This window comes from Stenotrophomonas sp. YJH_SMC_17, from assembly GCF_059371655.1.
In genome coordinates this window covers 1-25,511 of record NZ_JCAFUU010000001.1, presented here as the reverse complement: position 1 = coordinate 25,511, position 25,511 = coordinate 1, and the positions used below count along the sequence as shown (strand labels likewise).

The 25,511-nt window shown below is 66.6% G+C and carries 17 protein-coding genes; 11 read left to right on the top strand and 6 right to left on the bottom strand.

Going from position 1 to position 25,511, the window contains the following annotated elements; genetic code table 11:
* Nucleotides 1-21: 21 nt before the first annotated feature.
* From AC5P8Z_RS00085 to cueR, 5 genes are all read left to right on the top strand, one after another.
* Nucleotides 22-1,020 carry a glycosylasparaginase gene (locus AC5P8Z_RS00085; RefSeq protein WP_495227666.1) on the top strand — a complete coding sequence of 333 codons (999 nt, stop codon included), beginning with the start codon at nucleotides 22-24 and terminating at the stop codon, nucleotides 1,018-1,020.
* On the top strand, nucleotides 1,017-1,754 hold the full coding sequence (locus tag AC5P8Z_RS00080; protein WP_495227665.1) for a copper homeostasis protein CutC: 738 nt from the start codon (nucleotides 1,017-1,019) through the stop codon (nucleotides 1,752-1,754). Before AC5P8Z_RS00085 ends, AC5P8Z_RS00080 begins: the two co-directional genes overlap by 4 nt.
* Before the next feature lie 404 nt (nucleotides 1,755-2,158).
* Nucleotides 2,159-5,116, top strand: coding sequence for a TonB-dependent receptor plug domain-containing protein (locus tag AC5P8Z_RS00075; protein WP_495227663.1), 2,958 nt, complete (start codon nucleotides 2,159-2,161; stop codon nucleotides 5,114-5,116).
* A gap of 130 nt (nucleotides 5,117-5,246) precedes the next feature.
* On the top strand, nucleotides 5,247-7,748 hold the full coding sequence (locus AC5P8Z_RS00070) for a heavy metal translocating P-type ATPase (RefSeq protein WP_495227662.1): 2,502 nt from the start codon (nucleotides 5,247-5,249) through the stop codon (nucleotides 7,746-7,748).
* An 11-nt stretch (nucleotides 7,749-7,759) separates the two neighbouring features.
* Nucleotides 7,760-8,215: a Cu(I)-responsive transcriptional regulator gene (gene cueR / locus AC5P8Z_RS00065; RefSeq protein ID WP_286071824.1), complete on the top strand. Its 456-nt coding sequence runs from the start codon at nucleotides 7,760-7,762 to the stop codon at nucleotides 8,213-8,215.
* 78 nt (nucleotides 8,216-8,293) lie between these two features.
* Here cueR and AC5P8Z_RS00060 read toward each other — a convergent pair whose 3' ends face one another.
* Both AC5P8Z_RS00060 and AC5P8Z_RS00055 read right to left on the bottom strand, forming a co-directional pair.
* Nucleotides 8,294-8,488 carry a heavy-metal-associated domain-containing protein gene (locus tag AC5P8Z_RS00060; RefSeq protein WP_049436233.1) on the bottom strand — a complete coding sequence of 65 codons (195 nt, stop codon included), beginning with the start codon at nucleotides 8,486-8,488 and terminating at the stop codon, nucleotides 8,294-8,296.
* 223 nt (nucleotides 8,489-8,711) lie between these two features.
* Nucleotides 8,712-11,789 carry a TonB-dependent receptor gene (locus tag AC5P8Z_RS00055; RefSeq protein ID WP_495227660.1) on the bottom strand — a complete coding sequence of 1,026 codons (3,078 nt, stop codon included), beginning with the start codon at nucleotides 11,787-11,789 and terminating at the stop codon, nucleotides 8,712-8,714.
* Nucleotides 11,790-12,919: 1,130 nt separating this feature from the next.
* On the opposite strand from AC5P8Z_RS00055, the gene AC5P8Z_RS00050 reads away from it, so the two are divergent.
* The 6 genes from AC5P8Z_RS00050 to AC5P8Z_RS00025 all read left to right on the top strand — a co-directional run bounded on the left by AC5P8Z_RS00050 (nucleotide 12,920) and on the right by AC5P8Z_RS00025 (nucleotide 22,840).
* Nucleotides 12,920-15,385 carry a GH92 family glycosyl hydrolase gene (locus AC5P8Z_RS00050; RefSeq protein ID WP_495227658.1) on the top strand — a complete coding sequence of 822 codons (2,466 nt, stop codon included), beginning with the start codon at nucleotides 12,920-12,922 and terminating at the stop codon, nucleotides 15,383-15,385.
* 96 nt (nucleotides 15,386-15,481) lie between these two features.
* Nucleotides 15,482-16,531, top strand: coding sequence for a LacI family DNA-binding transcriptional regulator (locus tag AC5P8Z_RS00045; protein ID WP_106551310.1), 1,050 nt, complete (start codon nucleotides 15,482-15,484; stop codon nucleotides 16,529-16,531).
* Nucleotides 16,532-16,591: 60 nt separating this feature from the next.
* A complete protein-coding gene (fucP, locus tag AC5P8Z_RS00040; RefSeq protein WP_295568079.1) occupies nucleotides 16,592-17,905 on the top strand; it encodes an L-fucose:H+ symporter permease in 1,314 nt (437 codons plus the stop codon).
* Between the two features lie 7 nt (nucleotides 17,906-17,912).
* A complete protein-coding gene (locus AC5P8Z_RS00035; protein WP_295568081.1) occupies nucleotides 17,913-18,908 on the top strand; it encodes a carbohydrate kinase family protein in 996 nt (331 codons plus the stop codon).
* The gene (locus tag AC5P8Z_RS00030; RefSeq protein ID WP_495227656.1) at nucleotides 18,905-20,131 is read left to right on the top strand and encodes an AGE family epimerase/isomerase; all 1,227 of its coding nucleotides are present in this window, start codon (nucleotides 18,905-18,907) and stop codon (nucleotides 20,129-20,131) included. Before AC5P8Z_RS00035 ends, AC5P8Z_RS00030 begins: the two co-directional genes overlap by 4 nt.
* 90 nt (nucleotides 20,132-20,221) lie before the next feature.
* Nucleotides 20,222-22,840, top strand: a complete 2,619-nt coding sequence (locus tag AC5P8Z_RS00025; protein ID WP_495227655.1) for a beta-mannosidase — start codon at nucleotides 20,222-20,224, stop codon at nucleotides 22,838-22,840.
* 52 nt (nucleotides 22,841-22,892) lie between these two features.
* Here AC5P8Z_RS00025 and mtnC read toward each other — a convergent pair whose 3' ends face one another.
* The 4 genes from mtnC to AC5P8Z_RS00005 form a co-directional block, all read right to left on the bottom strand.
* Nucleotides 22,893-23,588, bottom strand: a complete 696-nt coding sequence (gene mtnC, locus AC5P8Z_RS00020; RefSeq protein ID WP_286071830.1) for an acireductone synthase — start codon at nucleotides 23,586-23,588, stop codon at nucleotides 22,893-22,895.
* Between the two features lie 3 nt (nucleotides 23,589-23,591).
* Nucleotides 23,592-24,149 carry a 1,2-dihydroxy-3-keto-5-methylthiopentene dioxygenase gene (locus tag AC5P8Z_RS00015; protein WP_286071831.1) on the bottom strand — a complete coding sequence of 186 codons (558 nt, stop codon included), beginning with the start codon at nucleotides 24,147-24,149 and terminating at the stop codon, nucleotides 23,592-23,594.
* A gap of 92 nt (nucleotides 24,150-24,241) precedes the next feature.
* The gene (locus AC5P8Z_RS00010; protein WP_286071832.1) at nucleotides 24,242-24,883 is read right to left on the bottom strand and encodes a methylthioribulose 1-phosphate dehydratase; all 642 of its coding nucleotides are present in this window, start codon (nucleotides 24,881-24,883) and stop codon (nucleotides 24,242-24,244) included.
* Between the two features lie 437 nt (nucleotides 24,884-25,320).
* Nucleotides 25,321-25,511: IS3 family transposase (locus AC5P8Z_RS00005; RefSeq protein WP_495227652.1), on the bottom strand; the 191-nt coding region annotated here is incomplete at its 5' end.

The window sequence follows — 25,511 nt, the reverse complement described above, 5'->3', positions numbered from 1 at the left end:
ATTGCAGACTGGGAGGGGAAGATGGTGGATCGCAGGCAGTTCCTGCAGGCCGGTGCACTGGCCGCAGGCATGGCGGCTTTGCCGGGCGTGCAGGCACGCACGCAGGGTGGGGCCAAGGTGGTTTCAACCTGGGATTTCGGCGTGCCGGCCAACCAGGCCGCATGGAAAGTGCTGGCGCAGGGGGGCAGCGCGCTGGACGCGGTCGAGGCCGGCGCACGCTGGGCCGAGAGCGACCTGTGCAACCCCACCGTCGGCCATTGCGGCAACCCGGATCGCGACGGCGTGCTGAGCCTGGACGCCAGCATCATGGATGGCGATGGCCGCTGTGGCGCGGTGGCCGCACTGGTCGACATCCTGCATCCGGTGTCGGTGGCCCGCAAAGTCATGGAGAACAGTCCGCATGTACTTCTGGTTGGCGAGGGCGCGCAGCAGTTCGCGGTGCAGCAGGGCTTCGAACGCCAGCACCTGCTGACGCCGCAGGCCGAGGCGGCCTGGCGCGAGTGGCTGAAGACCGAAAAGTACCAGCCGCAGATCAATGCCGAGCGCCGTGGTATTCCCGGCAACAGCGACAACCACGACACCATCGGCATGCTGGCACTGGATGCCAAGGGCCATCTGGCCGGTGCCTGCACCACCAGTGGCATGGCGTGGAAACTGCACGGTCGCGTTGGCGACAGCCCGATCATCGGTGCCGGCCTCTACGTCGACAACGACGTCGGTGCAGCCACTGCCTCGGGCGTGGGCGAGGAGATGATCCGCAACGCCGCCTCGTTCCTGGTGGTCGAACTGATGCGCCAGGGGCGCTCGCCGGCGCAGGCCTGCCGCGAAGCGATCGTCCGCGTGGTGCGCAAGCGCCCGGAAGCGAGCAGAACGTTGCAGGTGTGCTTCCTGGCCATGAACAAGCAGGGCGAGGTGGGCGCCTACGCGCTGCATCGCGGTTTCGTCTACGCCGTGTGCGATGCGCAGCGCCAGGATGACCTGCGCGACTCGCCGTCGATCTACACGAGCACCCAGGCGTGAGCACGCGCCTGACCCTGGAGATCGCCAGCAACTCGCTGGCCTCGGCGCTGGCCGCGCAGGCCGGCGGCGCCGACCGTATCGAACTGTTCGACAACCTGGCCGAGGGCGGCACCACGCCGTCCTTCGCCAGCATCGCGATCACACGCGAACGCCTGTCGATCCCGCTGTTCGTGCTGGTGCGGCCGCGCCCGGGCGACTTCCACTACGACGCGCTGGAAACCGAACTGATGCTGCGTGACATCGCGCAGTGCCGCGCGCTGGGGTGCGATGGCGTGGTGATCGGCGCGATGGATGTGCAGGGCGGTGTTGACGTGGCGTTGTGCCGCGAGCTGGTCCAGGCCGCCGGGCCGTTGCAGGTGACCTTCCATCGCGCGTTCGACGCGGCTCGCGATCTGTCGGCGGCGCTGGAGCAGGTGATCGGGCTCGGCTGCCAGCGTGTGCTGACGTCCGGCGGCCAGGTCAGCGCCGAGGCCGGCGCCGATGTTCTGGCGGGGCTGGTTACCCAGGCCGCCGGACGTATTGCGATGATGGCAGGTGCCGGGCTGGGTCCGGCCAACATCGCGGCCGTTGCGCGACGGACCGGCTGCACCGAACTGCACGCCTCGGCCAAGGGACTGCGGCGCTCGGCCATGCAGTTCCACAACCCGGCCCTGCGCGGGCTGGACCCGGACTGGAGCCAGACCGCTACCGCCACCGTGGCCTCGCTGCGGCAGGCGCTGGACGGCGCAAGGTAGCCCGCTTCTTGTGTAGAGCCGAGCCCACGCTAGGCTGCGCTTCGCGGCAAACAGCAGCCGAGCGCGGGCTCGGCTCTACAACGACGCGCTGTCGTGCGTACACGCCATCACGGACAGAACCGTTCCGCGCGGGGTGGTCGTGATCGTGTCATTGACGTGTGCGCCGGTCTCTCAGCGATGTTTCGCAACCCTTTGATTGCTATGGGTACTGGCAGCCAATAGCGGCATGTCGCTGCATGTTGCTGCGTTGCCGCATGCCGGGTGTGATTCAGCTGTGCTTTAGTTTGGATCGATCCACAGGGGAGGGTGCTGCGTCGGTCCCGAACCGATCCAGGCGCCCGGATCACCCGTAGTGCCGCACCACCACCCGTCCATGCGTCCACACTTTCGAAGAGCAACCACCCATGGCTCAGATCGTCCGCAAGCGCCGTCACCTGCTGTCCCAGGCCCTGGTCCTGGCCCTGCTTCCCCTGGCTGCCAGTGCGCAGGAGGCGGCCAGTTCGTCCACCAAGGATCTCGACGCGGTCACGGTCACCGGCTCGCGCATCAAGCGCGCCAGCGTCGAGGGCCCGGCGCCGGTCAACGTAATCAGCGCCGCGCAGATCCAGAAGGAAGGCTTCGTCAGCGTGTACGACGCGCTGAAGACCCTCACCGAGGCCACCGGCACCGTCGAGGCGGCCTCGCAATGGGGCTCGCACACGCCCAACGCCAGCGGCCTGAACCTGCGCGGCATGGGCCCGAACCGCTCGCTGCTGCTGGTCAACGGTCGTCGCGTGGCCGACTATCCGCTGCCCTATGGCGGCGAGACCAACTTCTCCAACTACGGCAACATTCCGGCCGCGGCGGTGGAGCGCATCGAAGTACTGACCGGTGGCGCCTCGGCCATCTACGGTTCCGATGCGATCGCCGGTGTGGTCAACGTCATCCTGAAAACGAACTACGACGGTGATGAAGTACGCGTACGCGGCGGCACCTCCACCGAAGGCGGCCGTGATACCTGGGACCTGTCCTGGGCCGGTGGCAGGACCGGTGACAACTGGAGCGTGACCTACGCGCTGCAGTACACCAAGCGCGATCCATTGTTCGGCCGCGACCGCCCGCAGATGGACGACGCCGATGATGCACCGTATCCGTCCTGGAACATGGAACAGCGCAAGGTTGGCTTCCGTCCCACCGCCGGCCTGGCGCTGATCGATCCGAGCAACGGCCAGCGCCTGGCGCCACCGGCCGGCACCTGCGAGAAGTTCGATGGCGAGTACTACACCGCCGATCGATTGGTCTACAACTACGCCGCCAACACCATCACCAACACCGGCCGGCTGTGCGGCATGAGCGCCGACTACGCCAACTGGCTGCTCACCGGCGGCGCCGAGAACGTGTCCGGCAACCTGTATGCCACCTTTGATTTCAGCAACGACCTGCAGGCCTGGACCAACCTGGCGGTATACCGCTCGGAGGCCATCTGGGGCACCAACCCGCCCGGCGTGTCGCTGGTCGATGATGACAACGGCTACTACTGGGATGCCAACCGCAACCGCCCGATCCTGGGCGCGCGCCAGTTCACTCCGAACGAGGTGGGCGGACTGGATACGCTGCGCAACACCAATCGCGAACTGTCCTGGGACTGGAGCGCCGGCCTGCGCGGCCGACTCGCTGACCGCTTCGACTGGAGCGCCACGGTGGGGCGGTCGTATTACCGCGTGGAAGAGCGGCAGAACGTGGTGGACAAGCAGAAGTCGTACGACTACTTCCTCGGCCCGCGCCTCGGCACCACTGCCGATGGCGAAGCGATCTACGCGTTGAACGAATCGCGCTGGTGGAATCCGCTGACGCCGGACCAGTACTGGCAGATGGGCACGGTGGCGAAGAACCGTGCGGCGTCGTGGGTCAACCAGGCCTCGGCGGACATCACCGGCGAGCTGTTCCAGGGCTGGGCCGGCCCGATCTCGTTCGCCGCCGTGGCCGAAGTCGCGCAGCAGGGCTACCACCTCCGTCCGGACCCGCGCGCCGGCATCGACTTCGACCTGCAGAACGTCGATCGCGGCGGCGGCGAGCGCACCCGCTATTCGGCCGGCGTCGAGTTCAAGATCCCGCTGCTGGAGAGCGTGACCGCCACCGCGGCCGCGCGCTATGACCGCTATGGCAACTACAAGGCCGACGACAGCAGCGAAGCGCTGGACATCGGCAGCCAGAAGGAAACCACCTGGAACGTCGGCCTGGAATGGCGCCCCGTGGAATCGCTGCTGGTGCGCGGCTCTTACGCTACCAGTTTCCATGCGCCGGACATGCACTACCTGCTGGGCCAGCCGAGCAGCTCGGAAGTACAGACCTATGACCGCCTGCGCTGCATCCAGAGTGGTGCCTACCTGGTCAACAACTGCGGCGTGGGCAACACTGATGTCTGGTACACGTTCGATGTGAACCGCCGTGGCACGCCGCTGCTGCGCTCGGAAACCGGTGATTCGTGGACCGTCGGCTTCGTCTGGGACGTGCTGCCGAACCTGTCGGTCAGCGCCGACTACTGGGCGATCAAACTGGAAGACATGATCGTCGACGTTGGCGCCGACGAGGTGCTGGCCAGCGAAGCGGGCTGTCTGACCGGCAAGAACATGGACGGTACGCCGTGGGCCAATCCGGCCGGCGGCGAGTACTGTGCCGGCATCCTGGCCCGTGTGAACCGCGACAGCAACGGGCGCCTGGTATCGATCGATCGCGGCCCGTTCAACCTGGCCAGTCGTGAGGTGCGTGGCATCGACCTGACCGCACGCTATCGCCTGGACACCGCACAGTGGGGCAGCTTCCAGCTGGGCCTGAACTACACCAACCAGATCTCCACCAAGGAACAGCGCTACGCCAACGACCCGAATCCGGAGCGCCGCGACCGTGACCTGCGCAGCAAGCTGCGCGCGAGCCTGGCCTGGCAGCGGGGCAACTGGAACGCCAATGTCTATGCCGACCGCGTCGGCTCGGTGCCGGGCGTGCGCTATCACTGGGGCACCGACCGCCTGGACAACCCCGGCGGCTGCCTGCCGTTCGCCGATGGCTACGTGCCCAGTGACAGCCCGTCGCTGAACTGCCTGGAGCCGGCGACGCGTCCCGACGGCTCGCCCAACCCGAACCCGAATGCGGGCCAGCAGACCGCCCGCTATTTCGGCAGGGTCGGGCCGTTCATCACCTGGAACTTCAACGTGGGCTACCAGGTGACCGAACACGCGAAGGTCAACGTGTACGTCAACAACGCGTTCAACTCGGCCAGCTGGAACCACAAGGATCCGTACAAGCTGGACTACGACTTCGCCCCGACCCGCCTGCTGGGTGCGGTGGGCCGCGAGTTCGCGCTGGAGTACGTGTTCACCTTCTGAGGCGGGTTTCAGGCGGTACGCCGGGCATGGCCCGGCGCTACCGGTCGATCCCGGGGCGGCTGGATTTGACCTTCCCACGATGGCAAGGTTTAGCCTGTCCGCATCCAGAAGGAACCCCGGGAATCCGATCATGAGCACGCCCCGAGCCATTGCGGCCCCCGCAAGCCCCGCCACCATCAGCCTGCCCATCGAGGGCATGACCTGCGCCAGCTGTGTGGGCCGGGTCGAGGCAGCACTGTCCAGGGTCGAGGGCGTCGGCAGCGTCTCTGTGAACCTCGCCACCGAGCGCGCGGATATCCGCGCTTCCGGTCCGGTTGATCGTGCCGCGCTGATCCAGGCGGTGGAGCGGGTGGGCTATGACGTGCCGGCCGGCACTACGGAGTTGTCGGTAGAGGGCATGACCTGCGCGTCCTGCGTGGGCCGTGTAGAACGTGCGCTGCTCGCGGTGCCGGGGGTCAGCCAGGCCAGGGTCAACCTGGCCACCGAACGCGCCACCGTGCGCGGCGTGGCGGATATCGCAGCGCTGGTCGCCGCCATCGACAAGGCCGGCTATGACGCACACGTGATCGAGGCGGGTGTGCACTCCGATGACGAGGCTGCGGAAAAGAAGGATGCCGAGCGCGCTGAACTGAAGCGCGACCTGATCGTGGCGACCGCGCTGGCGCTGCCGGTGTTCGTGCTGGAGATGGGGTCGCATCTGATTCCCGGCATGCACAAATGGGTGATGTCGACGATCGGCATGCAGGCCAGCTGGTACCTGCAGTTCGTGCTGACCGCGCTGGTGCTGGCCATTCCGGGCCGCCGTTTCTACCAGAAGGGGTTCCCGGCGCTGCTGCGGCTTGCGCCGGACATGAACTCGCTGGTGGCGGTGGGCACCGCCGCGGCGTTCGGCTATTCGGTGGTGGCGACCTTTGCACCACGGTTGTTGCCGCAGGACACGGTCAACGTCTACTACGAAGCAGCGGCAGTGATCGTCGCGCTGATCCTGCTCGGCCGCTTCCTTGAAGCGCGTGCCAAGGGCCGCACCTCCGAGGCGATCAAGCGCCTGGTCAACCTGCAGGCCAAGGTCGCGCATGTGATCCGTGACGGTCGCGCGGCCGACATCCCGGTCGATGAAGTGCTGAGCGGCGACGTGGTGGAAGTGCGCCCCGGCGAGCGCGTGCCGGTGGATGGCGAGGTGATCGAAGGCCGCAGCTACATCGACGAGTCGATGATCAGCGGCGAGCCGGCTCCGGTCGAGAAGCTGCCGGGCAGCAGCGTTGTCGGTGGCACGGTCAACCAGAAGGGCGCACTGACGGTACGTGCGACCGCAGTGGGTGCGCAGACCATGCTGGCGCAGATCATCCGCATGGTCGAACAGGCGCAGGGCTCGAAGCTGCCGATCCAGGCCGTGGTCGACAAGGTCACGTTGTGGTTCGTGCCGGCGGTAATGCTGGCGGCGCTGGCGACGTTCGCGGTCTGGTTGATCTTCGGCCCGTCGCCGGCGCTGAGCTTCGCGCTGGTCAATGCGGTGGCGGTGCTGATCATTGCCTGCCCGTGTGCGATGGGGCTGGCTACGCCGACTTCGATCATGGTCGGCACCGGTCGTGGCGCCGAACTGGGCGTGCTGTTCCGCAAGGGCGAGGCGCTGCAGCTGCTGAAGGACGCGCAGGTGGTGGCGGTGGACAAGACCGGTACGCTGACCGAGGGCCGCCCGCGCCTCACCGACTTCGAGATCACCGGCGGTTTCGATCGCAGCACGGTGCTGGCGGCGGTGGCGGCGGTGGAATCGCGCTCGGAGCATCCGATTGCCCGCGCCATCGTTGACGCGGCTACCGAGCAGGGCATCGCGTTGCCGGCGATGGCCGATTTCGAATCGGTCACCGGCATGGGCGTGCGTGCCAACGTCGATGGTGCGCGGGTGGAGGTCGGTGCCGATCGCTTCATGCGCGACCTCGGCGTCGACATCACTGTGTCTGCGACGCTGGCGGCAGCGCTGGGCAGCCAGGGCAAGTCGCCGCTGTATGCCGCCGTCGACGGTCGCCTGGCCGCGATCATCGCGGTGTCCGATCCAATCAAGCCGAGCACGCCGGCCGCGATCGCTGCACTGCATCAGCTCGGTCTGAAGGTGGCGATGATCACCGGTGACAACGCCGGTACCGCGCAGGCGATCGCGCGGCAGCTCGGCATCGACGAGGTCGTGGCCGAGGTGCTGCCGGAAGGCAAGGTCGAGGCGGTGCGCCGCTTGAAGGCCACCTACGGTCATGTAGCGTTCGTTGGAGACGGCATCAACGATGCACCCGCGCTGGCCGAGGCCGATGTCGGCCTGGCCATCGGGACCGGCACGGATATCGCAGTGGAATCGGCCGATGTGGTGCTGATGTCGGGCAATCTGCAGGGCGTGCCGAATGCCATCGCGCTCTCGAAGGCGACGCTGGGCAACATCCGGCAGAACCTGTTCTGGGCGTTCGCCTACAACACCGCGTTGATTCCGGTGGCGGCCGGTGTGCTGTACCCGGTCTGGGGCGTGCTGCTGTCGCCGGTGTTCGCGGCCGGTGCGATGGCATTGTCCAGCGTGTTCGTGCTCGGCAACGCGCTGCGCCTGCGCCGCTTTCAGCCACCGATGGCGGACGCCGCCGCTGCCACCCACTGAAGGAGATCCGCATGAATATCGGTGACGCTGCCAAGGCCTCCAGCGTGTCGGCGAAGATGATCCGCTACTACGAACAGATCGGCCTGATTCCTGCGGCCGATAGAACCGAGTCGGGCTACCGGGCTTACTCGCAGGCGGACATCCACCGCCTGCGTTTCATCCGCCGCGCACGCGATCTCGGCTTCCAGGTGGCCGAAATCACCGACTTGCTGGGCCTGTGGAATGACACTTCGCGGCACAGCGCCGACGTGAAGCGCCTGGCCGAGCAGCACATCGCCGATCTGGAGCAGCGCATCGAGCACATGCGGCAGATGGCGGACACGCTGAAATCGCTGATCAGCTGCTGCGCGGGAGACGAGCGCCCGGAGTGCCCAATCCTGCAGCGGCTGGGTGAGGACGATGAGACGCCGGTGACGGTCGATACGGCAAAGACCGGTGCGGTGCGGCGACGCAGCCAGAAGCAGTGAGTCGATATCGCGTGCACTATAAAGCCCGCCCTGTGACAGCGGATGGGGCGGGCTTCCTTGTGGACGCAGGGCAGGGGATCAGACGGTACGCGGCGGGAAACCGGCATCGTTCACCGCGGCGAACACCTGTTCCTGCGACGCGGTGGTCTGCACCTTGACCAGGCCGGTCGGCGGGTCGGCAACCACGCTGGCGTTCGGATCGATCTGCTGGATCGCGCGGGTCACGCTGCGCGCGCAACCACCGCAGGTCATGCCGTCGACATGGAATTCCATCTGTAGCTCCTTCGGTGCTCGTGAGGTGGAATCAGTGTGCACCTTCCAACGATGGCAGGGTCAAGCGCCGGGCTGAATGACGACGCACCGGTGAGCACGCACCAACGGGCACGTACCAATGAAGACGGCAGCCACCTGTACCAGCGCGGCTGCCGTGGAGGAACGTCCCCACCGGGGCGGGGCGAGGGTTGCGCCGGGGAGGGCCTGGGCAACCCGTAGTGCCTTAGAACTTCCAGGTGGCGCCGAAGTACAGCTGGCGGCCTGCGTAGGTGTTGGAGATCAGGCGGGCCTTGGTGTCGTTGCCCAGGTGCACGCGCTGCTCGGACTTGGTCGCATTGATCACCGATGCGGTCAGGGTCCAGTCCGGGGTCAGGTTGTAGGCAACATTCAGGTCCAGCTGGTCGTACGGTTCGGTGTAGACGGTGAGGCCGTTGTTGAGCCCGCCGACCACCTGGCCGCGACGGTTGAACGAAGCGCGCGCCAGGAACTTCTCGTTCTCGTAGAACACCGTCACGTTGGCCTGGTTCTTGGCGCTGCCGACCAGCGGCGAGGAGCCGATTTCCTGCCCATCAAGCACGATGGATGCCAGGTTGGTGTCGTTGTAGGTGTAGTTGGCCTGCACGCCAACACCGAAATCGAAGGTGTACTGGCCGTACAGCTCCACGCCCTGCGACACGCCATCGCGACCATTGGCCTGGGTTTCGTAGCGCTGCACGTTCACGGCTTCACCGCCGATGACCATCGGCGTGTCGCGCACCACCGGCAGGGTGAAGTTGTCCACGTTCTTGCGGAACAGGCCGACACCGGCCACCGCACCCGGCTGGAAGTACCACTCCAGGCCGAGGTCGAACTGGGTGGCCTTGAACGGTTCCAGCTGCTTGTTGCTGCCTTGGCCGACCCAGCCTGCGGTCGAGGCGCCGCCGGCAACGCGGCGGTCATTGACGTACTCGTCGCTGTAGTAGCTCAGTGCGCCCGGTGCCGCGATGTCGGTGTAGCCAGGACGGGCGATGACCTTGGAGGCGGCGCCACGCAACACGAGGGTATCGGTGATGTCCCAGGCAATGTTGAAGCTCGGCAGCACGTCGGTGTAGGTGCGGTCCACGCCGATCAGGCTGTAGGTCTTGCTCTGCGCCAGGTCGTGCGGCAGGCGCACGAAGCCGCTCTCGCAGCTGTAGGTCGGGTAGGCCGCAGCGGCCGGGTCGGTGCACGCCATCGGCGCGCCGGAGGCGTTGTCCAGGAAGTAGTCGTTGAACTTCTCGATCGAATCGGAGGACTGCGCGAACTGCTTGGTGCGCACCACGCGCACGCCCACATTGCCGCGCACGCGCTCGGTGCGGAAGTTGGCCTGGAAGTAGCCCGAGTAGATCTTCTCGTTGACGTTGTAGACGAAGTCTTCCTCGGTACGGTTGTGCGAACCGCCGTAGGTCTTGTTCAGGTAATCGATGTAGGCCGGGTAGTTGATGCCCGGGAACACGTTGGCATTGAACCCGCCCGCGATGTTGCTGATCGGATTGGACAGGAAGAAGCCGGGCTGCGCGTCGCCAGCGGTCGGATCGCAACCGCTCTGGTAACGGCTGTTGTCATAGTCGGCCGGGTCACGGCCCGGGCACACCCAATAGGTGTTGCCGGTATTGCGGTGGACCTTGCCGTCGCGATACTTGGCGCCGAACTGGATCGAGTCCAGCCAGCCGGATTCGAACAACTTGGTGACGTCGGCCTGGAAGTAGTTCTGCTTGACCTCGGTGCGCTTCCACGACGAATCGGTCGAGCCGGTGTCGACTTCGGCGATGCCGTTCATCAGCTGCTGCTGCAGGTCGGGAGAGAAGGTGGCCGAGGGCGTGCCGGTCAGATCCCAGGCGCTGTACAGATTGCCCGACAGATAGTCGTTGCCGACCTTGCGGCGCGGCTTGGCCGACATGCGGAAGTTCATCGAAGGACCACCTTCGGACCAGGTGCGGCCGCCGGTGAACGAGGCCTTCCACAGCGGGCTGATATCCCAGTCGATGGTCAGGTCAGCGGTCTGCGACAGCGCCTTTTCCTTGCTGTAGCCACCGGTCAGCTGCGGTGTGGGAACCGTGCAGTCGTCCGGGCCCCAGCCGCCGGGCTGGAGGCCGGCCGCCTTGGCCTGGTCTTCGCTGCAGTAGTAGGTCTTTCCGGCCAGCTTCTCGAACTGCGCCCCGGTGACAGTGTTGCCGCTGGGGTCGAAGTCCAGGCCGTTGAGCAGGCGGCCGCCCGCCCAGTTTCCGTCTCCGTTGAAGCGGGCCATGCTCCATTCCGGAATCTTCAGCATGTTCTGGGTGTAGTCACCCTGCAGCTCGAAGCGGAAGTAGTTGGCCGTCATCGTGACGTTGTCGACCGGCTTGAACTGGAAGGTCAGCTGGCCGCCCTTGCGCTCGCGCTTTTCTTCCTTCACGGCGAAGTTGACCGACGTCGGCATGAAGAAGTCGCTGTAGTTGCCGCCGGTCTGGTTGTTGAAGCCGGACCTGCCCCACCAGTAGTGGATGCCGTCCTGCGCCTGCACGTTGCCATAGGCATCGCGCGCCTTGCCGGCGCCATACCACTGGTAGTCCTCGGTGCTGGCTTCCATGGTGCGGGTGGTGCGCTTCTGCTGGGTCACGCCGACCAGCACGCCGAAGCGCTCATCCTTGCTGTGCCACGAGTACAACGCCGACGCCTGCGGGTCGATATCGTGGTGGGTATCGGAGGACGTACCCTCGAGCGTGACGAAGCCCGAGTTGGATTCCATGTCCAGCGGGCGACGGGTGTGCAGGATCACCGTTCCGCCGATGCCGCCTTCGTCGATGCGTGCTTCCGGCGACTTGAACAGCTCGGCGCTGGACAGCATGTTCGACGGCAGCAGGGTGTAGTTGAACGAACGGGTGGCCTCGTCGTTGGTTTCCGACGTGGCGACGTAGTTGCCGTTCAGCTGGGTCAGGGTCAGGTCCGGCGCAAGGCCGCGCACGCTGACACTCTTGCCTTCGCCACCGCTGCGGGTGATGACCACGCCCGGCACGCGCTGCAGCGCGTCGGCGACGTTCTTGTCGGGGAACTTGCCGACGTCTTCGGCGGTGATCACCTCGACCACGGCGTTGGCGTCGCGCTTCTGCTCAAGGCTCTTTTCGATGGCGTAGCGGTAGCCGGTGACCTGGACGCTGTCCAGGTTGGTGGCGTCCTGCGAGCCGGTGGAAGCGGCCTGCTGCGCGGCGGCGCCTGCCGGAATGACGGCGGCGACCAAGGCCAGCGCGATGGCCAGTGACAATGCGTCCTGGCCGTGCGTGCGTGTTGAATGCTTCATTCCCATCTCTCCCTCTCTCCTGGATTGATCCGGTGACGTGGCACGGACAACTTGAATCGATCTAATTTGAAGTGACATTGTCGCTTTCGCCATGCAGTGGCAGTAGCACCGTGCGCGTGGCCTGGTACGTCCTGTTCCTGCTTCCCCAACTCCCGGCCATCGCAACGTCGTCTTGGATCGATCTAAGCGATGGGCGGGCGTTTTGTAGCATGGGTCGCGCATGGGCGCATGCTGCTGCGCAATATGGTACTGGCGTGGCGAAGTTATGACGGTTTGCTGAAAACAGTGAAATCGTTTTCGTGCGCAGAGGAGGGTGCGTCGGCAGGCCTGCGCCCTGCACCTGCTTCAAGCCAGGGCGACGTCTACAGCCAAAGCCAAAGCCAGAACGGCTCTGGTTTTCCGTGGGTTGGGCGGGGCGGTGTCGGATTGCGGGGACGCCGTAAACCCCGCGCCGCGGTCCGGCCCAGCCGCTGGCGGCTGTGCGTTCGGGCACTTGCGAAGCAGTGCTTCGCAAGCAAAGCGCCCTCACCCTTGGGGGGTTGGCCGCGGCATCCATGCCGCGGACACCCCACAATCCGACACCGCCCCACCTTCGACAGTTTCCCGGTGACGGTTGGATTGATCCTGGTGCGGCATGGGGTCATGGGGTCAGATCCGTTTTCCTTTGGAAAACGGATCTGACCCCAATTGATTTCGCTATCTGACAGAGATTCATCCACGCATGGCGTGGATCTACAGATCGCGGAAATCTGTCGAAGGCGGGGTGGGTCCGGTTGCGGGGGTGTCCGCGGCATGGATGCCGCGGCCAAGCCCCCATGGACGGGTTTACGGCGTCCCCCGCAACCGGACCCAGCCCGACTCCCCGCAGGAAACCAGCTTCTGCTGTTGCTGTTGCTGCTGCTCCAGCTCGGAGCAGGTGCAGGGCGCAGCCCTGCCGAACATCCTCATCTCATGCTGCGCCGCAGAATGCATTCGGCTGAACCTGCATGCTCTACTTGAATCGATCTAAATCCACGGTCTGGTGGGTCGGGCGTCATTCCAGGGGGAGCTCTCTGCCGATCATGGCAGGGCTCAGCGGAAGCGAGCCGGACGGCCCCGGCCGTCTGCCTCCGTGTCATCGACTACAGGAACCCGACATGCGTCCAGTGCCGTCCGCTCCCGCCGTCCCATCGACCTCGCGCCCGCTGGCGCGCCTGGCCTGCCTGCTGGCGCTTTCGGCCATGCCGATGCTGCTGCAGGCCACGCCGGCAGCACTGGAGCGTGAGGTCAACACCTTCATCGGCAGCAAGGACGACGGCAATACCTTCCCGGGCGCGTCGGCGCCGTTCGGCCTGATCCAGGTCAGTCCGATCGGCAGCCACTATTCCGGCTGGCGCTACGACGACGAGAAGATCCGTGGCTTCGGTCATTCGTTCATTTCCGGCGCCGGTTGCTGGGAGCAGGGTGGGCAGGTGTCGATCCTGCCGGTGACCGGCAGCATCGGTCCGGGCGGTGATTTCGATACCGGCAACGCCAAGCAGTTCGATCACAAGGCGTACGCATCGAACTACACCCATGACGGCGAGATCGGCCAGGCCGGCTACTACAAGGTGCGGCTGACCAGCTATGGCGGCATCGACGCCGAGGCGACCGCGCGCACCCGCGCCGCCGCCGAGCGCTACACCTTCAGCCAGCGCCAGGGCGAAGGCCACGTGCTGGTCAATGTCGGCCAGGCCAACGAGCGCCATTCGGTGATCGGCAGCGTGGTCGACGTGGTCGGCGACCGCGTGGTGGAAGGCAAGCTGGTCACCAAGAGTTTCTGTGGCGGCCACCAGTACACCACCTGGTTCCGCATCGAGTTCGACCGCCCGTTCAAGGCGCACGGCACCTGGGGTGAGGGCGGTGGCCTTCCCGGTGCACGCCACAGCATGGAAGGCGAGCAGAAGCCGAACGGCGCCTGGCTCAGCTTCGATCTGGCCAAGGGCCAGTCGGTGACGGCGGTCAGCGCGATCTCGCACGTGGATGCCGAAGGCGCGCGCACCAACCTGCGCGCCGAGGGCATGCAGGGTGGAGCCCTGCTCGGATTCGACCGCATGCGTGCGCTGTCCCAGCAGTCCTGGCGCGAGCAGCTGGGCCGGGTGCGCGTGCAGGGGGGCAACGCCGACGACCGCGCGGTGTTCTACAGCGCGGTCTACCATGCGCTGCTGCAGCCGATGACCGGCAACGACGCCGACGGCCGCTACCGCGGCTACGACGATGGCATCCATCGTGCCGACGGCTGGACCTACTACGAGTACTTCTCGCTGTGGGATACCTACCGGGCGCAGAACCAGTGGCTTGCGCTGACCCGCCCGGACGTGGCGCGTGACATCGGCCGTACCCTGCTGGCGATCGACGAACAGGGCGGCTGGCTGCCGCGCTGGGGCTATGCCAACTTCGAGACCAACATCATGACCGGCGACCCGGTCACGCCGTTCATGGTCGACCTGTGGCGCTTCGGTGCACTCAAGGGCCGCGAATCGCAGGCCTGGGATGCGCTGCGCCGCAACGCCTTCGGCACGCCGCCGTTGAACTCGCGCATGGCTGGCCGCTCCGGCAACCCCACCTACCTGGACAAGGGTTATGTGGTCTACGACCGTGCATACCCGTCCAAGGGCATGGACGTCGATCCGCACCACGGTGGCTCGGCCACGCTGGAATACGCGCTGGCCGACTGCGCGCTCTCGCAGATGGCCGATGGCCTCGGCCACGCGCAGGATGCGGCGACGCTGCGTGAGCGCGGCCGCAACTGGCGCAAGGTGTGGGACCCGCAGGTGCGCGATGCCGAGACCGGCTTCACCGGTTTCCCGCGACCGCGTACCGAGGACGGCCAGTGGTACACCCCGGCCGATGGCCACTACAGCCCGCGTTCGCACCATGGCTTCCACGAAGGCACCGCCTGGCAGTACCAGTGGCTGGCGCAGCAGGACGTGCCGGGCCTGGTCGAAGCGATGGACGGCCGTGAGCAGGCCGGCCGCCGCCTCGATGCCTTCTTCGCGATGGACGCGCTGCAGGCCGATCCGCTCAATGCCGCCCGCAAGGAGTGGGTGGTGGGGCCGTACAGCTATTACAACCAGTTCCGCTACAACCCGAACAACGAACCGGACCTGCACTCGCCGTGGCTGTACACGCTGATCGGCCAGCCGTGGAAGACCGCCGCCGTGGTGCGCGCTGCGCAGCAGCTGTTCACCAATGCGCCGAACGGCGTGACCGGCAACGATGACCTCGGCACGATGTCGGCCTGGTACCTGTTCAGCGCCATCGGCGTGTACCCGGCGGTGCCGGGCAGCGGCCAGTTCCTGCTGCACACCCCGCGTTTCAGCAAGGTGGAAGTGGACATGGGTAACGGCCGCACGCTGCGCATCGATGCGCCGGGCGCCGATGGCCGCCGCCTGCAGTACGTGCAGGGCGTGCAGGTCGACGGCCAGGCGCATGCACCGGTGTGGCTGGACTGGGACCGCCTGCAGCAGGGCCCGCGCCTGCACTTCGCGCTCGACGGGAAGGCGCCGGAGCAGGGCTGGGGCACGGCGGTGAAGGATCTGCCGGTGTCCTGGTGCGCGGCGCCGGGCAGCCAGCTGCGCTGAGCCGGACTGTGCCGTTCGCGGTGACCCAGCGAACGGCACGGCACGACACGGCCCTGATCCATTAGGCTTGAGCCTCCAGCGGAGTCCGGGAAGACGATGAACGACAACGGCAGCAGTCCCAGCAAGCGCGCCGGCAAGGCGGTGACGGTGACCGACATCGCGCGTGCCATCGGCGTGTCACGGGCCACCGTGTCGCTGGTGCTGCGCGGCAGTCCGCTGGTCAACGTCGATACCCGGGCCAAGGTCGAGGCAGAACTGCGTCGCCAACGCTATGTCTACAACCGCGCGGCCGCCAACCTGCGTCGTCGTACCTCGTCGAGCATCGCGCTGGTGATCAACGACCTGTCCAACCCGTTCTTCGCCGAATTTGCGTCCGGCGTGGACGAGGCGTTGGGCGGGCGCGGTTACGTAACATTGCTGGGCAGCACCGGCGAATCACCGGAGCGTCAGCAGGCGGTGCTGTCCACGCTGATGGAACACACCCCGGCCGGCTTGATCCTGTCGCCGGCCGAAGGCAGCGACACCGCGCAGCTGCGCCAGGCGTTGGGTGCCAATGCCAACGTGCTGCTGTTCAACCGTGAACTGGACGGCGCCGACTGGGACTTCCTGACCCTGGACAACCAGCACGGTGCCTACCTGGCTACGCGCCACCTGATCGAGCGCGGCCATCGCCAGATCGCCTTCTTCGGCGGCCATGCGGCATCGAGCTCGTGCCACCAGCGCCGCGCCGGTTTCCAGCAGGCGCTGGCCGAGGCTGGGTTGTCGTTGCCGCCGGGCTGGATGATCGAGTCGGCGCCGAACCGCCTGGAAGCCGCGGCGCGTACCGATGAGTTGTTTGCCGACGGCCATCGACCGAGTGCGGCGGTCTGCTACAACGACACCGTCGCGCTGGGCCTGATGCTGGGCCTGAACTCGCGCGGCATCCGTCCCGGCGGTGATTTCGCGGTGACCGGCTTCGACGATATTTCCGAGGCCGCGGTGGCCGTGCCGCCGCTGACCACGCTGACCGCCGACCCGCGCGAGCGCGGTCGCCAAGCCGCCGCGCTGCTGCTGCAAAGGTTGGACGAACCGGATGCGCCTCCGAGGCGCACGGTCGCGCCGGTGCAGTTGCGCATCCGCGAAAGCAGTGCCGCACGGCCGAACTGATTCCTTCCACGTACCCCTTCCACGCAACAACGACCTTCCGCGCATCGAGGCGCGAACCGCATGCCGATCTCCGCAACGCCCCGTCCATCGGGTTCTTCGGGCAACGCACCCGCCGTCACCAACGGCAAGGCGCTGGCCGTGGTCACCACGATCTTCTTCATGTGGGGCTTCCTGACCTGCCTCAATGACATCCTGATTCCGCACCTGAAGGCGGTGTTCGAGCTGAACTACGCCAAGGCGATGCTGGTGCAGTTCACCTTCTTCGGCACCTATTTCCTGATGTCGCTGCCGGCGGGCCGGTTGGTGGCCGCGCTGGGTTACAAGAAGGGCATCGTGGCCGGGCTGGTGATCGCCGGTATCGGTGCACTGGGCTTCTGGCCCGCAGCCGAGCTGCGCGTGTACGGCGCCTTCCTTGGTGCGCTGTTCGTGCTGGCTACCGGCATCACCGTGCTGCAGGTCGCTGCCAATCCTTACGTCGCGTTGCTGGGCCCGGAGCAGACCAGCTCCAGCCGCCTGACCCTGGCGCAGGCGCTGAACTCGCTGGGCACGGCCATCGCCCCGATCTTCGGCGGCATGCTGATCCTGTCCAACACGGTCAAGAGCGCTGACGACATCGCGGCGCTGCCGGCCGCCGAGCAGCTGGCCTACCGTGCCGCCGAGGCGCAGGCCGTGCAGGGTCCGTACGTGGGCCTGGCCGTGGCGCTGGTGCTGCTGGCGCTGTTCGTGTTCCTGTTCCGCCTGCCGGCGCTGAGCGACGCCACCGAGCAGGCCGACCAGGGCCACCACCACAGCTACCTGGATGCGCTGCGCAAGCGCCACCTGCTGCTGGGCGTGCTGGGCATCTTCTTCTACGTCGGCGCCGAAGTGTCAATCGGCAGCTTCTTGGTCAACTACCTGTCGATGCCCAACATCGGTGGCTTCAGCGAACAGGAAGCCACGCACTACGTGTCGGCCTACTGGACGATGGCGATGATCGGCCGCTTCGCCGGCTCCGCGCTGCTGGCTCGCTTCTCACCGAGCCGACTGCTGGCGATCTTCGCGCTGGTCAACGTGGCGCTGCTGGTCACCACCATGCTGAGCTCCGGCAACATCGCGCTGTACTCGGTGGTGGCGATCGGCCTGTTCAATTCCATCATGTTCCCGACCATCTTCGCGCTGAGCATCGAGTGCCTGGGCCCGCTGACCAACAAGGGCTCCAGCCTGCTGATCATGGCCATCGTCGGCGGTGCCGTGGTGCCGTACCTGCAGGGCGAGCTGGCCGACCACATTGGTGTGCAGGCCAGCTTCATCCTGCCGCTGCTGTGCTACGGCTACATCATCTTCTATGGACTGGTCGGCGCACGTACGCCGGCTTCCGCAACGCAGGGAGGCTGAGTCCGGAATGGGTTCCATCGTTTGCTTCGGCGAAATTTTGATCGATCTACTAGCGCAGCCGCCGGCTTCGGCCGACGCGCCGCGCGCGTTCCTGCAGTACGCCGGTGGTGCGCCGGCCAATGTTGCAGTGGCGGCAGCGCGCCTCGGTGCGACGACCCAGTTCGTCGGCATGCTGGGCCGCGACATGTTCGGTGACTTCCTGGCCGACAGCCTGGTCGAACACGGCGTTGGCACGGATTACATCGCGCGTACCGATGCGGCCAAGACCGCGCTGGCCTTCGTTGCGCTGGATGCCAGCGGCGAGCGCAGCTTCAGTTTCTACCGCCCGCCGGCCGCCGATCTGCTGTTCCGTGACAGTGACTTCCAGGCCGCCTGCTTCGACAGCGCGCAGTGCTTCCACGTCTGTTCCAACAGCCTGACCGAGCCCTCCATCGCCGAGGCGACCTTCGCCGGCATGGAGCGCGCGCGTGCCGCCGGTGCGGTGGTCAGCCTCGACCTCAATCTTCGTCCGGCCCTCTGGCCGGCCAACGAGGACCCGACGCCGCGCCTGTGGCAGGCGCTGGAGCGTGCCGACCTGGTCAAGCTGTCGCGCGAGGAGCTGGACTACCTGGCGGCACCGCTGGGTGCCGATGGGGAGGCCGTGGTGCTGAAGCGTCTGCTGGCGGCGCAGGCACGCTGGGTCATCGTTACCGATGGCGCGGCCACGCTGCACTGGTATACCCGCGGCAACCACGGCACGGTCACCAGCTTCCGCGTGGCCACCGTCGATACCACGGCCGCCGGCGATGCCTTCGTCGGTGGCGTGCTGGTCGGCCTGCTGGAGCGGGGCGGGGCCGGTGCAGGTTTCGCCGCGTTCTGCCAGGACCCGGAGGCGATCACCGCCACGCTGCGCTTTGGCGCCGCCGTGGGTGCGCTGGCTGTTACCCGCAAGGGCGCGTTCGCCGCGATGCCCTCGCTCGATGAAGTGCAGCAGCTGCTGCAGGCCCAGGACATTACCGCATGAGCACCTCGCCCGATTTTCGTTCACCCGCGTTCCTGCGTGCGCATATCGCCGACACGATGGCGTTCTACCACCCGCGCTGCATCGATCCGAACGGCGGCTTCTTCCACTACTTCCGTGATGACGGCAGCATCTACGATGCCAGCCACCGCCACCTGGTGAGCAGCACGCGCTTCGTCTTCAACTACGCGATGGCCTACCGCGAGTTCGGCAATGCCGAGTACCGCGACGCCGTCGAGCACGGCGTGCGCTACCTGCGCGAGGTGCATCGCAATCCGGCCACTGGCGGTTACGCCTGGACCCTGCGCGACGGCAAGGTCGAGGACGACATGAACCACTGCTACGGTGTGGCGTTCGTGCTGCTGGCCTACAGTTGTGCGCTGAAGGCCGGCCTCGAGCAGGCCCGCGCGTGGATGGACGAGACCTGGCAGCTGCTGGAGGCGCGCTTCTGGGAGCCGCAGTACGGGCTCTACAAGGATGAAGCGGACGGCCAGTGGAACTTCACCGGCTATCGCGGCCAGAACGCCAACATGCACATGTGCGAGGCGATGCTGGCGGCGTTCGAGGCCAGTGGCGAGCAGCGCTACGTGGAACGCGCGCTGCAACTGGCCGAGAACATGACCCGCCGCCAGGCCGCCAAGGCCGGTGGCCTGGTCTGGGAGCACTACGATTCCAACTGGGAGATCGACTGGGACTACAACCTGGACGACCCCAAGCACCTGTTCCGCCCATGGGGCTTCCAGCCGGGCCACCAGACCGAGTGGGCCAAGCTGCTGCTGATCCTGGACCGCCATGTGCAGGCCGACTGGCTGGTGCCGACCGCGCAGCATCTGTTCGATGTGGCCGTGGCCCGCAGCTGGGATGAGTCGCGTGGCGGCCTCTACTACGGTTTCGCGCCGGAATCGCGCCGCCAGCCGGGCATGGAGGGCACCCCGATCGGTGGCGACAGCTTCGTCTGCGACGACGACAAGTACTTCTGGGTGCAGGCCGAAACGCTGGCTACCGCGGCGCTGATGGCCAAGCGCACTGGTGATGACCGCTACTGGCAGTGGTACGAGCGCATCTGGGCGTACGCGTGGGAGCACTTCGTCGACCACCAGTACGGCGCCTGGTTCCGCATCCTCGATGCCGACAACCGCAAGTACAGCGACGAGAAGAGCCCGGCTGGCAAGGTGGATTACCACACCATGGGCGCGTGCTACGAAGTGTTGAACGTGGTGCGTTGAGGTTGGTACGCCGGGCATGGCCCGGCACTGCCATGAACTGGAATTGCAGGTAGCGCCGGGCCCTGCCCGGCGGAAAAACAGGAGCATCCCGTGCATCGCCTTCCCCTCGTTGTCCGCCTGCTCCTGCTGCTGATCGCAGTCTCCGCGTTCCCTGCACTGGCGGCCCCGCTGCAGGCGCAGTGGGAATTCCGCATGCTGCCCGGCGACGCGCAGGGTGCGGCCCATCCCGGTCTACAGCAGTGGCGTGCGGCCCAGGTGCCCGGCAGCGTGCACACCGACCTGCTGGCCCACGCGCTGATCCGCGATCCCTACGTTGGCGCGCCGGAGGCCGAGCTGCAGTGGATCGGCCTGGCGGACTGGGAGTACCGCGCCCGCTTCGACGTGGATGCCGCGACGCTGGCCAAGCCCAATGCCGAACTGCGCTTCGACGGCCTGGATACCTACGCCGAGGTCGAGCTCAACGGCAAGCCGCTGCTGCGCGCGGACAACGCACACCGCACATGGCGCGCTCGGGTCGAAGGCCGCCTGCGAGCGAAAGACAATGAACTGCAGATCGTGTTCCGTTCGCCGATCCGCACGCTGTTGCCGGGCGTGCAGGCAATGCCGCACAAGATCGCCGGCAACTACCCGTCGCCGTATGGCGACGAGCCGAAGGACGCTATGGTCGGCAACTTCGCACGCAAGCCGGCTTACCACTTCGGCTGGGACTGGGGCCCGCGCTATGTCACCGCCGGCGTCTGGCGCGGTGTCGACCTGCAGGCCTGGGATACGCATCGATTGACCGATGTGGCCGTGCGCACTGATGCATTGAGCGCCGAGCAGGCGAAGCTGGCGGTGCTGCTGCAGGTCGAGCAGGGCGCGGCGGCGGGCTCGGCCGTGGTGCAGGTGGATGTGCAGGATCCGCAGGGCCGCAGCGTGGCCCAGGTGCAGCGCACGGTGCTGCTGACGCCCGGCCAGAACAGCGTCGAGGTTCCGGTTGAACTGGCCGATCCGCAGCGCTGGTGGCCAGTCGGCCACGGCGCGCAGGACCGCTACACGGTGCAGGCCCGCCTGGACGATGGTGGCACGCCGGAGCTGGCCCGTGAGCAGCGCATCGGCCTGCGCACGGTCGAACTGCGCCGTGAGGAAGACGGCAAGGGCGGGCAGGGCTTTGCCTTCGTCATCAACGGCGTGCCGATCTTCGCCAAGGGCGCCAACGTCATTCCGTTCGACGCCTTCCCCGCACGTGTCGATGCCGCACGCCTGCGCCAGGTGCTGGTGGCGGCGCGTGATGCCAACATGAACATGCTGCGCAACTGGGGTGGCGGCTATTACGAGGACGACGCGTTCTTCGACATCGCTGACGAGCTGGGGCTGCTGGTCTGGCAGGATTTCATGTTCGGCGGTGGCATGCAGCCGGGTTACGATCCGGCGTTCCGCGCCAGCGTGGTCGCCGAGGCGCGCGACAACGTGCGCCGGCTGCGCCATCACCCCAGCATCGTGCTGTGGTGTGGCAACAACGAAGAAGAAACCGCCTGGAAGGACTGGGGCCACGGCCGCGACCTGAAGGCGGCCGACCCGGCATTTGCGGCGAAGGTCTGGCAGGGTTACGTCGACCTGTTCGGCAACGACCTGCGCCAGGTGGTGGGCGAGGAGGGGCTGGGCGTGCCGTACTGGTCCAGCTCGCCCAGCAACGATCTGGACGAGAAGGCCAACGATTCCACCCGCGGCGACAAACACTACTGGCAGGTCTGGGGCAATCCGGCGTTGCCGGTGCAGGCCTATCTGCGCGAGACCCCGCGTTTCATGTCCGAGTACGGGTTGCAGGCGTGGCCGTCGGTGGCGACGGTGGACCAGATCGCCACCCGCGCCGAGCAGCGCATCGACAGCCCGGTGATCCGCGCGCACCAGAAGTTCATGGCCGGCGAGGGCAACAGTCGCCTGCTGCACTACATCGAGCTGGGCTATGGCACACCGAAGGACTTCGAGGACTTCGTCTACCTGAGTCAGGTGATGCAGGCCGATGGCATCGCCCTGGCAGCATTGCATCACCGCGCCTCGCGGCCGTACACGATGGGCTCGCTGTACTGGCAGCTCAACGACGTCTGGCCGGGCGCTTCCTGGTCCAGCGTGGACTATTTTGGCCGCTGGAAGGCACTGCATTTCGCCGCGCGGCGCTTCTTCGCGCCGGTGACCGTGGCGGCGCTGCGTGACGAGGGCCGCACGCGGGTGCGCCTGATCAATGATGGCGCCGCGCAGGATGCGCGTTGGCGGCTGCGGGTGATGGACGTGGAGGGCAAGGTGCTGCGCCGCCGTGAGGAAGCGGTCGCATTGGCGGCGGAAGGTGTTACCGCGATCGGTGATTTCCGCGACGCGGAGCTGCTGGCCGGTGCCGACCCGAGGCGTACGGTGGCGGTGTTCGAGCTGCTGCAGCACGGCACGGTGAGTGCGCGGCAGGTGGTCGGATTCGTCGAAGCCAAGGACCAGGTGCTGCCGCGGCAGAAGCTGAAGGCGACCCTCGCCATCGAAGGCGACCACTATCGTCTGCGGCTGCAGAGCGCGGCCTATGTACGTGCGGCGTGGATCGACTTCGGCGCACTGGAGGTGCAGGTGGAAGACAACCTGCTGGACCTGCTGCCGGGCGAGATCCGCGACATCGCGGTGCGTGGCCCGGTGGACCTGACGAACCTGCGCGACGCGCTGAAGGTGAAGACCCTCAACGATCGTTGAGGGGTATCCCGCTTTGGTAGGTGCCAACCAAGGTTGGCATCTACCCGTCGCTTCACAGCTGGATCTGCTGGAAGTTCTCGACCCGCTCATGGCCGTTGGCAGCCTGGCCGGTGCGCGGCAGCGGGTAGTCGTCCAGGCGGTCGATCAGGCGGGTCTGCAGGCCGGCTTCACGGGCGGCGTCCAGCTCTTCGACCACATCCGACAGGAACAGGATCTCGCCGGCCGGTACGCCGATCGCCTGCACGATGCGGCGGTAGCTGTCGGCCTCACGCTTGCCGCCGACTTCGGTATCGAACCAGCCCGACACCAGCGGGCTGAGGTCGCCGGCATCGCTGAAGCCGAAGAACAGCTTCTGCGCCGGCACCGAGCCGGAGGAGTACACGTAGAGCGGCAGGCCCGAGGCGTGCCAGCCCTTCAGCACTGCCGCCACTTCCGGGTAGAAGTGCGCGGTGTAGTCACCACGGCGGTAACCGGCATCCCAGATCCGGCCCTGCAGGGCCTTCAGCGCAGTGTGCTTGCGGTCCTGGTCGATCCAGCCCTGCAGCGTTTCGACCACCAGGCTGTCCTGGCAGGCACCCCCGATCTCGGTGGCCACCGCATCCAGCCAGCGGCGCACGTCCGGCTCCTGGCCGTGTTCGGCGACGAAGCCGGGCAGCGCCTGGCGCGCGTAGGGGAACAGCACGTTCTTGACGAACGAGATGCTGCTGGTGGTGCCTTCGATATCGGTCAGGATGACGCGGGGCTGCATGGATCAGGATGCCTGGGTGGGTACGTAACGGGGGAACTTCTGTGCGATGTCGGTGCCGGTGAAGTGACCGACCCAGCCATCCGGCTCGGTGAAGAAGCGGATCGCCACGAAGCTGGGTTCATCGCCCATGTCGAACCAATGCGTGGTGCCATCGGGCACGGCGATCAGGTCGTCCTTCACACACTCGATCTCGTAGACCTTGTCTTCCACGTGCAGGGTGAACAGGCCGGAGCCGGCGACAAAGAAGCGCACTTCGTCTTCCTTGTGGAAGTGTTCGTCGAGGAACTTCTTGCGCAGCTCGGCGCGGTTCGGGTTATCCGGGGCGATCGAGGCCACATCCACGCTCTTGAAGCCGCGCTCGGCGACCAGGCGGTCGATGTCGGCGCGGTAGGCGGCGAACACTTCATCTTGGCTGGCGCCGGGCGCGACCGGGGCAGTGGCCTGCCAGCGTTCGAAGGTGACGCCGATCTGCTTCAGCTCGGCAGCGATGCGTGCGCCGTCCTGGGTGTCCAGCAGCGGCGATTCGGGGCGGGTGTCGTCGTAGATGCGCAGTCGGCTCATGGCGGCAGCTTGAACGTCTCGGGGGGAAGACAGGGTAGCAGGGCGGGGGCGGGGCGCAGATTCCGGATCGGCATCTGCACCTGCGCGTGGGTTCAGCCGCGCAGCTTGCGCAGTTCCAGCTCGCAGTGGAACAGGAACTCGAAGGCCTCCAGGTGACGGCGGGCCTCGGCCATGTCGCGGCCCCAGGCGTACAGCCCGTGGCCATCGATCAGGTAGCCCCACAGGTTCTGCCGGTCGAGCAGGTCGTCGACCTGGGCCGACAGCACGTCCATGTCCTGGGTGTTGGCGAACACCGGTACGTCCACGGCCATTTCATGGGTGCTGTTGCCGGCGAAGGCCTTCAGCAGCTCGTAGCCCTCCAGGTGCACATGGCCCTGCGGCGCGTACAGGCGCGAGGCGATGGTCTGCACCGGCGAATGGGTGTGCAGCACGCAGCCGATTTCCGGGAAGCGGCGGTACAGCTGGGTGTGCAGCAGGGTTTCGGCGGACGGACGCAGCGGGCGGCCGACGGCCTTGCCGTCGAAGTCCACCACCATGATGTCGTCCTCGATCAGGCGGCCCTTGTCCTTGCCGGAGACGGTGATCGCGGCGTGGCGGTCGTCCAGGCGGTGCGAGAAGTTGCTGCTGGTGGCGGGGGTCCAGCCGGCCTGGGCCAGCTCGCGGACGTTGTCGATCAGCAGCTGGGCCAGTTCGCCCAGGCGGGCGGTGTCGTACGGGAAGGTGGGGGCGTTCATGCGGGTGATTTTACTGGATTCGGCCAATGGCTGAGCCCCTCGTGGCGGGTCTCAGAAGCAGATTCCGTAGGTTGGCCGGTCGGGTGGGCTGCGCAGGGGACGCCGTGAACCCGTCCATGGGGCTTAGCCGCGGCATCCATGCCGCGGACACCCCTTCACAGCCCACCCGACCGGCCATGGACAGTTTCCGTGCGCGCCAGCCACGGAGTGAAGAAGGAAGAGCGAAAAGCGGGTCGCGGCGCTGCGCTTGCTCGCAGCGGAGCATGGCTCCGCTCTACAGAGGATTCATCGACCAGAGAAAATTCATTTCCCGGATGAATTCATCCACGCATGGCGTGGATCTACCGGATACGCCGGGAGACTGTCAGGGGTGGGGAGGCATGGGTTCGCGGGGGTGTCTGATCTGGCCCCCTGAAAACGGACGCCATGAAGCCGTTTCATGCGACAGCCGGGAGCTGCCGGGCGTAGTTGTTAGGCGAGCGATAGTCCAGCGCCGAGTGTAGCCGGGCTGGATTATAGAAGCCGTGGATGTAAGCAGCGATGGATTGGCTGGCTTGTTCCCTACTGGCGTAAGGCTCGGCAGCCTCTTCTGTCTTGAGCGTCGCAAAGAAGCTCTCGGCCACCGCGT

Excerpts from the sequence above, each read along its gene's own strand:
- AC5P8Z_RS00085 (WP_495227666.1), top strand. The coding sequence starts at position 22 with ATGGTGGATCGCAGGCAGTTCCTGCAGGCCGGTGCACTGGCCGCAGGC.
- AC5P8Z_RS00075 (WP_495227663.1), top strand. The coding sequence starts at position 2,159 with ATGGCTCAGATCGTCCGCAAGCGCCGTCACCTGCTGTCCCAGGCCCTG.
- AC5P8Z_RS00070 (WP_495227662.1), top strand. The coding sequence starts at position 5,247 with ATGAGCACGCCCCGAGCCATTGCGGCCCCCGCAAGCCCCGCCACCATC.
- cueR (WP_286071824.1), top strand. The coding sequence starts at position 7,760 with ATGAATATCGGTGACGCTGCCAAGGCCTCCAGCGTGTCGGCGAAGATG.
- AC5P8Z_RS00060 (WP_049436233.1), bottom strand. The coding sequence starts at position 8,488 with ATGGAATTCCATGTCGACGGCATGACCTGCGGTGGTTGCGCGCGCAGC.
- AC5P8Z_RS00055 (WP_495227660.1), bottom strand. The coding sequence starts at position 11,789 with ATGGGAATGAAGCATTCAACACGCACGCACGGCCAGGACGCATTGTCA.
- AC5P8Z_RS00050 (WP_495227658.1), top strand. The coding sequence starts at position 12,920 with ATGCGTCCAGTGCCGTCCGCTCCCGCCGTCCCATCGACCTCGCGCCCG.
- AC5P8Z_RS00045 (WP_106551310.1), top strand. The coding sequence starts at position 15,482 with ATGAACGACAACGGCAGCAGTCCCAGCAAGCGCGCCGGCAAGGCGGTG.
- fucP (WP_295568079.1), top strand. The coding sequence starts at position 16,592 with ATGCCGATCTCCGCAACGCCCCGTCCATCGGGTTCTTCGGGCAACGCA.
- AC5P8Z_RS00035 (WP_295568081.1), top strand. The coding sequence starts at position 17,913 with ATGGGTTCCATCGTTTGCTTCGGCGAAATTTTGATCGATCTACTAGCG.
- AC5P8Z_RS00030 (WP_495227656.1), top strand. The coding sequence starts at position 18,905 with ATGAGCACCTCGCCCGATTTTCGTTCACCCGCGTTCCTGCGTGCGCAT.
- mtnC (WP_286071830.1), bottom strand. The coding sequence starts at position 23,588 with ATGCAGCCCCGCGTCATCCTGACCGATATCGAAGGCACCACCAGCAGC.
- AC5P8Z_RS00015 (WP_286071831.1), bottom strand. The coding sequence starts at position 24,149 with ATGAGCCGACTGCGCATCTACGACGACACCCGCCCCGAATCGCCGCTG.
- AC5P8Z_RS00010 (WP_286071832.1), bottom strand. The coding sequence starts at position 24,883 with ATGAACGCCCCCACCTTCCCGTACGACACCGCCCGCCTGGGCGAACTG.